The organism is Streptomyces murinus (assembly GCF_002154555.1).
GTDB classification, from domain to species: Bacteria; Actinomycetota; Actinomycetes; order Streptomycetales; family Streptomycetaceae; genus Streptomyces; species Streptomyces murinus.
In genome coordinates this window covers 1-7,479 of sequence record NZ_MUNF01000342.1, presented here as the reverse complement: position 1 = coordinate 7,479, position 7,479 = coordinate 1, and the positions used below count along the sequence as shown (strand labels likewise).

At 68.4% G+C, this 7,479-nt stretch carries 7 protein-coding genes; 5 read left to right on the top strand and 2 right to left on the bottom strand.

The window, feature by feature from the left end; translation table 11 throughout:
* The coding region (locus CCN72_RS20955; protein WP_143664151.1) for a hypothetical protein at positions 1-383 on the bottom strand (383 nt) is incomplete at its 3' end.
* Positions 384-412: 29 nt separating this feature from the next.
* A complete protein-coding gene (locus CCN72_RS20950) occupies positions 413-2,053 on the bottom strand; it encodes an FG-GAP repeat domain-containing protein (RefSeq protein ID WP_086808844.1) in 1,641 nt (546 codons plus the stop codon).
* A 525-nt stretch (positions 2,054-2,578) separates the two neighbouring features.
* On the opposite strand from CCN72_RS20950, the gene CCN72_RS20945 reads away from it, so the two are divergent.
* The 5 genes from CCN72_RS20945 to mqnE form a co-directional block, all read left to right on the top strand.
* Positions 2,579-4,030, top strand: coding sequence for a menaquinone biosynthesis decarboxylase (locus CCN72_RS20945; protein WP_086808846.1), 1,452 nt, complete (start codon positions 2,579-2,581; stop codon positions 4,028-4,030).
* A gap of 97 nt (positions 4,031-4,127) precedes the next feature.
* On the top strand, positions 4,128-5,009 hold the full coding sequence (gene mqnP / locus CCN72_RS20940; protein ID WP_086808845.1) for a menaquinone biosynthesis prenyltransferase MqnP: 882 nt from the start codon (positions 4,128-4,130) through the stop codon (positions 5,007-5,009).
* A gap of 116 nt (positions 5,010-5,125) precedes the next feature.
* A complete protein-coding gene (locus CCN72_RS20935) occupies positions 5,126-5,776 on the top strand; it encodes a UbiX family flavin prenyltransferase (RefSeq protein WP_086808843.1) in 651 nt (216 codons plus the stop codon).
* A gap of 76 nt (positions 5,777-5,852) precedes the next feature.
* Positions 5,853-6,308 carry an Lrp/AsnC family transcriptional regulator gene (locus CCN72_RS20930; RefSeq protein WP_037658649.1) on the top strand — a complete coding sequence of 152 codons (456 nt, stop codon included), beginning with the start codon at positions 5,853-5,855 and terminating at the stop codon, positions 6,306-6,308.
* A 38-nt stretch (positions 6,309-6,346) separates the two neighbouring features.
* A partial coding sequence (gene mqnE, locus CCN72_RS20925) for an aminofutalosine synthase MqnE (protein WP_107430136.1) occupies positions 6,347-7,479 on the top strand: 1,133 nt, incomplete at its 3' end.

Genomic DNA, 7,479 nt, shown 5'->3' with positions numbered 1-7,479 from the left:
GCTACCCGGCCGCCCATCGCCGCGGACTTCTCGCGCGGCCCGGCGATGTCGACCGGGTAGCTTCCCGGCGCGGTGTCGCAGCTGATGGTGCCGCGGCCCTTCCCGAAGCTGTTCTTCTGCATCTCCATGGTCACGTCCTTGGCGAACGCCGGGGAGCGCACGGTGAATCCGCCATCGCCGTCCGCGGCCAGGGAGGTCAGGTCGACATCGGACGTCACGACGACGGGCGCGCCCCGCTGGAGGGGGCCGTCCGCGCTGCCGTCGCTGTCGTCCCCCCGGACACTGACGCTCAGGCCCGGGTCGTCCGCCGCCGAGGCGGTGTGCGAGCCCGTGAGCCCGATGACGGTCACGGCGAGCACGGTCGCCGCAGTACGCAGGTACATCGCGGGTACCTCGCTTTCCTGAGAGGGGGTCAGCCGGCCTTGGGCGGTACGAGCATGTGTTCACGGCCGAGGGCGGTGGAGGTGTCCGTGTAGAGGGTGGTCTCACCGTCCGACCAGCGCACCAGCAGGTCGTCGGGCTCGCCCTGGGTGTAGGCGCCCGCGGTCATTACGGAGGCGTGCGTCCACAACTTGCTGGAGGACAGCATCCGGACTTCCGTTCCCACACCGGAGGGGCTCGCGTCGCGGTAGAGCGAGAGCTCGCCGTCGGACCAGCGCACCACCACGTCCCAATTGGCGCCGCCGGTGAAGTTGCCCGCGGTGAGGATCGTGGCGTGCTCCCAGGTGGCGTTGGGATCCTTGAGCTTGTGCTCGTGGAGGAGGCCGCGGCCGTCGACGTCGGTGTAGAGGGAGAGTTCCCCGTCGACCCAGCGGACCATGAGGTCGTCGGTCCACTTGTTGTCGCTGTAGCGCCCAGCCGTGATCTGGGTGGCGTTCCGCCAGGTGTCATTGGGCTTCTGAAGCTGCGTCTCCTTGGCGAATCCGCCCTTGCCGTCACCGGTGTAGAGGGTGACCTCGCCGTCCACCCAGACCACGACCAGATCGGAGGAGTCGCTGCCGTTGAAGTCGCCTCCGGCGATCACCTTGGCGTTCTTCCAGGTGTCGGACTTCGTGATCCTCTCCTCGCCGGAGAATCCGCCCTTGCCGTCGCCGCTGTAAAGGGTGACCTCGCCGTCCACCCAGACGACGATCATGTCGGTCTTGCCGTCACCGTTGTAGTCACCGGACGCCATCTTCTTGGCATTGGTCCACAGGCCGCCGCCGGTGGGGTACATGCTGTAGCCGCGCGGGTATTTCCGCGGTTCGGTGTTGTTCTTCGCGGCGGAGTAGATCTCCAGGGCGCGCTGGTCGTAGGTGACGGCGAAAGAGACGCGGTCGCTGTTGTTCTCCAGACCGCCGCCGTAGTAGCCGCCGAGGTTGCCGATCACGGTGCCGCTGCCGGTGATGGTGTTCAGACCGGTGATCCAGGGACTTCCGGAGGTGCCGCCGTAGAAGCCGCCGCACTCCATGCGCAGCTGCCGGTAGCCGGGAAGCTGCTGGGTCGTGACACCCGGGCAGATGATCGGCTGGTTCTCCGGGTTGTGGCTTCCCGGGTAGCCGACCACGGTCACGGTCCGGCCGTAGTCGCCGTTCACCTGGCCGAGTTCGAGAGCGGCACCGACAGCTTTTTGCAGACTCTGGTCGCCGCTGTTGGGGCCGACCCGGGCGAAGGCGTAATCCAGGTCGGAGTAGGCGTCACGGGTGGGGTCGTCGCCCACCTTGTACCAGCGGGAGTCGCGGACCCACTTCTGCACCGGGAACCGCCCGTAGGGAGCGGGGTTGGCCGCCGCGCCGTCATAGCGGGGCACGAACATGCCCTTGGTGCCGCCCGAGCAGTGTGCGGCGGTCAGGATGACGTTGCCCTGCGGGCTGTCGATGACACTGGCCGAGCAGAAACGCCCCTCCAGTCGGTCGGTGGCGGGGTTCTTCACGTAGTGGAAGAAGGTGCCGACGGTGGGAACGCCTCCGAAGTAGTGGCCGTCCTTGGCGGCTGCCGCGGCCGGCACGCGTGCGGCGGCCTTCCCATTGGCGGGCGCCTCGGGGCGGGGCGAGTCCGGTGTGGCTGCGGCCATCCGCTCGGATGTCCAGAATTTCTCGGCCGCTTCACTTGTCCACTGGCCGACTTCGGCGGCGTCGTCATCGTCGGTGGAGGACACGAGCATGGACGGTGCGGAGGATCTGGGCGGCGCCGGGGGAGATGTGTCGGCGACGGCGTGCGTGGCAGTTGCGAGGACCAGCGCGCCGGCTGAAAGGAGTAACTTATGTATGCGAGTTATGCACATCGACTTACGTGCTCGCCCTTTCGGAAGCGCCGAATGATCCCAACGGTTCTCTTAGGGTAAATCCCGTGTGTTGGTCTTCATGATCTTTACATGGCGCATTGATTGCGTATAGAGAACATAAAGAGAGGTAGGTCACGGAACCAAGGGGGCTTGTTGCGCATCACAGAAGTCCATCCGTGAACTCCACGCGGAATGGGTCGCCCCCCTCGCCGCCCGCCGGTGCTTCAAGATCCGGTACGGGATCCGACACCCGGCCCGGCCGTGGACCGGGCCCGGTGACGGGGGCGCGGTGGGGTGTGGCAGATACTGGGGGGCATGGCTTACGACGATCTTCGCTCCCTGCTCCGGGCCCTGGAGCGCGAGGGAGACCTCAAGCGCATCAAGGCCGAGGTCGACCCCTACCTGGAAATCGGGGAGATCGTCGACCGGGTGCAGAAGTCCGGCGGCCCCGCGCTCCTCTTCGAGAACGTCAAGGGCTCGGCGATGCCGCTGGCCATGAACGTCTTCGGTACCGACCGCCGCCTCCTGAAGGCGCTCGGCCTGAAGTCGTACGGCGACATCTCCGACAAGATCGGCGGGCTGCTGCGCCCCGAGCTGCCGCACGGCTTCGTCGGGGTGCGCGAGGCGTTCGGCAAGCTGGGCGCGATGGCGCACGTACCGCCGAGGAAGATCAAGGAAGCGCCGGTCCAGGAAGTCGTCCTGCACGGCGACGACGTCGACCTCGACCGGCTCCCCGCGCTGTTCACCTGGCCCGAGGACGGCGGCTCCTTCTTCAACCTGGGCCTGACCCACACCAAGGACCCCGAGAGCGGCGTCCGCAACCTCGGCCTGTACCGCCTCCAGCGCCATGACAAGCGCACCATCGGCATGCACTGGCAGATCCACAAGGACAGCCGCAACCACTACCAGGTGGCCGCCCGCCGGGGCGAGCGGCTGCCCGTCGCCATCGCCTTCGGCTGCCCCCCCGCCGTCACCTACGCCTCCACCGCGCCGCTGCCCGGCGACATCGACGAGTACCTGTTCGCCGGGTTCATCGCGGGCAAGCGGATCGAGATGGTCGACTGCAAGACCGTGCCGCTCCAGGTCCCGGCCAACGCCGAGGTCGTCCTGGAGGGCTGGCTGGAGCCGGGCGAGATGCTGCCCGAGGGCCCGTTCGGCGACCACACCGGCTTCTACACGCCGCAGGAGCCGTTCCCCGCGCTGAAGATCGACTGCGTGACGATGCGCAAGCGGCCGCTGCTCCAGTCGATCGTGGTCGGCCGCCCGCCCACCGAGGACGGACCGCTCGGCCGCGCCACGGAACGCTTCTTCCTGCCGCTGCTGAAGATCATCGTCCCGGACATCGTGGACTACCACCTGCCCGAGGCCGGCGGCTTCCACAACTGCGCGATCGTCTCGATCGACAAGAAGTACCCGAAGCACGCGCAGAAGGTCATGCACGCCGTGTGGGGGGCGCACATGATGTCCCTCACCAAGCTGATCGTGGTCGTGGACGCCGACTGCGACGTCCACGATCTGCACGAGGTCGCCTGGCGCGCCCTCGGCAACACCGACTACGCCCGTGACCTCACGGTCGTGGAAGGCCCCGTCGACCATCTCGACCACGCCTCCTACCAGCAGTTCTGGGGCGGCAAGGCCGGGATCGACGCCACCCGGAAATGGCCGGAGGAGGGCTACACGCGCGACGGCGGGTGGCCGGAGATGGTCCTGTCGGACCCGGATACGGCCGAACGGGTGACTCGGCGCTGGAAGGAATACGGACTGTGAGAGGGACGGACATGATGGTGCAGGGCAGCGCGGCGACGGGGTTTCCCCGCCTCCGCGGGGGTGATCCGGAGTACGGCCTGTGAGTACGGCCGCCGCGATGCCGCAGCCGGGACGCACGAAAGCCTTCCTGCGCCTGGTGATGATCGAGCACTCGGTCTTCGCGCTCCCCTTCGCCTACATCGCCTCCCTGACGGCGATGTACACGCTGGACAAGAACATCCACTGGGCCCGGCTGCTGCTGGTCACCGTCTGCATGGTGGGCCTGCGCACCTTCGCGATGGCCGTGAACCGGATCATCGACCGGGAGATCGACGCCCGTAACCCCCGCACCGCGCACCGCGAACTGGTGACCGGCGCGATGTCGGTACGGCACGCCTGGACCGGCGCGCTCGTCGCCCTGGTGGTCTTCCTGGGCGCCGCCGCGCTCCTGAACCCGCTCTGCCTGGCCCTCGCGCCCATCGCGGTGATCCCGATGGTGGTCTACCCCTACGGGAAGCGGTTCACGAACTTCCCGCAGGCCATCCTGGGTATCGCCCAGGCCATGGGCCCCATCGGCGGCTGGCTCGCGATCACCGGCAGCTGGTCCTGGGACGCGGTGATCCTCGGCCTCGCCGTCGGCATCTGGATCGGCGGCTTCGACCTGATCTACGCCTGCCAGGACGTGGAGACCGACCGCGCCATCGGTGTGAAGTCGGTCCCGGCCCGCTTCGGCATCCCGGCCGCGATCTGGGGCGCCCGCGCCTGCCATACGATCACCACCGCGCTGTTCGTCTGGTACGCCCTCGCCACCCACGCCGGCGCCTTCTTCTGGCTCGGCCTGGTGATCGTGGCCGGCGCGTTCCTCTACGAGCACCGGATCGTGCGCCCGCACGACCTGTCCCGGCTCAACCGGGCGTTCTTCAGCGTCAACGGTTTCATCGGCATCGCCCTTTTCGTGTGTGCCCTGCTGGACCTGCTGGTCCGGGGCCTGACCGTCTGAACCCGCGCCTGACCCTCTGAACCCGGGGCGCACGCCCGCTTCTTGCCCCCACCCGGCCTGAGCCCGGGTGGGCACGCCGGTACGCTCAAGGTGTGAACGCAGGAGAAACGCGGCGCGTGCCTTGGATCGTGGGGGTGTCCGGTGCTTCCGGTACGCCGTATGCGGCTGCCGTGCTGCGGGCGCTGCTGGCGGCGGGGGAAGCCGTCGACCTGGTGGTCAGCCGGGCCTCCCGGCTGACCCTGCTGGACGAGACGGGGATCTCGTTCCGGGACGCCCACTGGCAGGACGACCTGCGGGAATGGCTGGCCCGGGGGGCCGACGGAAAGCCCGGGACCTTCGCGGCGGACGTCAGCGCGGTGCGGTACTGGAACGCGGGCGATCTCGCGGCGGGCCCCTCCTCGGGGTCGTACCCGGCGAAGGGCATGCTCATCGTGCCGGCCTCCACGGCCTGTGTGGCGGGCGTTGCGCTGGGCCTGTCCAAGGATCTGCTCCAGCGCACGGCCAGCGTGACACTGAAGGAACGCCGCACCCTCGTCGTCGCCGTACGGGAGACCCCGCTGAACGGCCAGACCCTGCGGCATCTCGTCGCCCTGGACGACGCCGGCGCCTCGGTCGTCCCCGCCTCGCCCGCCTTCTACGCGGGTGCCACGCACATCCAGGATCTGGTGGACTTCGTCGCCGGGCGGGTGCTGGACGCGGCGGGCGTCGAGCACGGGCTGTACCGGCGCTGGCGGGGCGAACTGGGCGGTGGCGCGGACCGGCCGTGACCGGTGGTCGGCCGCGGCCCGGCAGGTGCTTTACCTTTCATCACTCCGGAACTCTTCAGCGGAAGGCTTCGATCGCATGGACGCGGTGGACAGGCAGCTCATCCAGGCCCTCAGGGAGAACGGCCGGGCCTCCTACGCGGAGCTGGGGCGCCTTGTCGGACTGTCGGGACCCAGCGTCACCGACCGCATCAACCGGCTGGAGGCGGCCGGTGTCATCACCGGTTACCGCGCGACGGTCGACTCGGCCTCCCTCGGTCTCGGCGTCACCGCCCTGATCGGCATCTCGCTCTCCGACGCGGCCGACCACGAGGACGTGGCGCAGCGGCTGCGGGACCTCAAGGAGATCGAGGACTGCTGGTTCATCGCCGGCGACGACTCCTTCATGCTCAAGGCGCGCGCGGCCGATGTGGACGGCCTGGAGCGGATCATCCGCAGACTCAGCGGGACCAAGGGCGTGTCGCGGACCCGTACCACCATCGTGCTGTCCACGAAGTGGGAGAACCGGGTCGGGGAGCTGCCCGAAGAGGTCTAGGGATACCGTAGGCCGAGCTGTCGTAGAAAGGTGTTGGCATGGACGTCGGGCTCAAGCGCGCGCTGGAGGAGAAGGTCCGCTCCGGTGAGCGGCTGACCCGCGAGGACGGCATCGCGCTGTACGAGTCGGACGACCTGGCCTGGCTCGGTGGTCTGGCGCACGAGGTGCGGACGCGCAAGAACGGCGACGTCGTGCACTTCAACGTCAACCGGCACCTGAACATGACGAACGTGTGCACGGCCTCCTGCGCGTACTGCTCCTTCCAGCGCAAGCCGGGGGAGAAGGACGCGTACACGATGCGCATCGAGGAGGCCGTCAAGCTCGCGAAGGCGATGGAGACGGAGAACCTCACCGAGCTGCACATCGTCAACGGGCTGCACCCGAACCTGCCGTGGCGCTACTACCCGCGGTCCCTGCGCGAGCTGAAGGCGGCGCTGCCGAACGTCTCCCTCAAGGCGTTCACGGCGACGGAGATCCACCACTTCGAGACGATCTCCGGTCTCACGGCGTCCGAGATCCTGGACGAGCTGATCGACGCGGGCCTGGAGTCGCTAACCGGTGGCGGCGCGGAGATCTTCGACTGGGAGGTCCGTCAGCACATCGTGGACCACCGGACGCACTGGGAGGACTGGTCCCGGATCCACCGCCTCGCGCACGAGAAGGGTCTGAAGACCCCGGCCACGATGCTGTACGGCCATATCGAGGAGCCGCGCCACCGGGTCGACCACGTGCTGCGCCTGCGCGAGTTGCAGGACGAGACCGGCGGCTTCCAGGTCTTCATCCCGCTGCGCTACCAGCACGACTTCGTGGACATGAAGGACGGCAAGGTCCGCAACAAGCTCCAGGCGCGGACCACGATGGCGACGGGCGCGGAGGCCCTGAAGACCTTCGCGGTCTCCCGGCTGCTGTTCGACAACGTCCCGCATGTGAAGGTCTTCTGGGTCATGCACGGCGTCCAGACGGCGCAGCTGGCCCTTCAGCACGGCGCGGACGACATGGACGGCTCGGTCGTCGAGTACAAGATCACTCACGACGCGGACAACTACGGCACGCCGAACAAGCTGACCCGTGAGGACCTCCTGGACCTCATCCGCGACGCCGGCTTCCGCCCCGTGGAGCGCAACACGCGCTACGAGATCATCCGCGAGTACGACGCGGCGGACCCGGCGCG

What these genes read in the sequence shown, in the direction of transcription:
- CCN72_RS20945 (WP_086808846.1), top strand. Translation starts at nt 2,579, where the DNA reads ATGGCTTACGACGATCTTCGCTCCCTGCTCCGGGCCCTGGAGCGCGAG.
- CCN72_RS20950 (WP_086808844.1), bottom strand. Translation starts at nt 2,053, where the DNA reads ATGGCCGCAGCCACACCGGACTCGCCCCGCCCCGAGGCGCCCGCCAAT.
- CCN72_RS20930 (WP_037658649.1), top strand. Translation starts at nt 5,853, where the DNA reads ATGGACGCGGTGGACAGGCAGCTCATCCAGGCCCTCAGGGAGAACGGC.
- mqnP (WP_086808845.1), top strand. Translation starts at nt 4,128, where the DNA reads ATGCCGCAGCCGGGACGCACGAAAGCCTTCCTGCGCCTGGTGATGATC.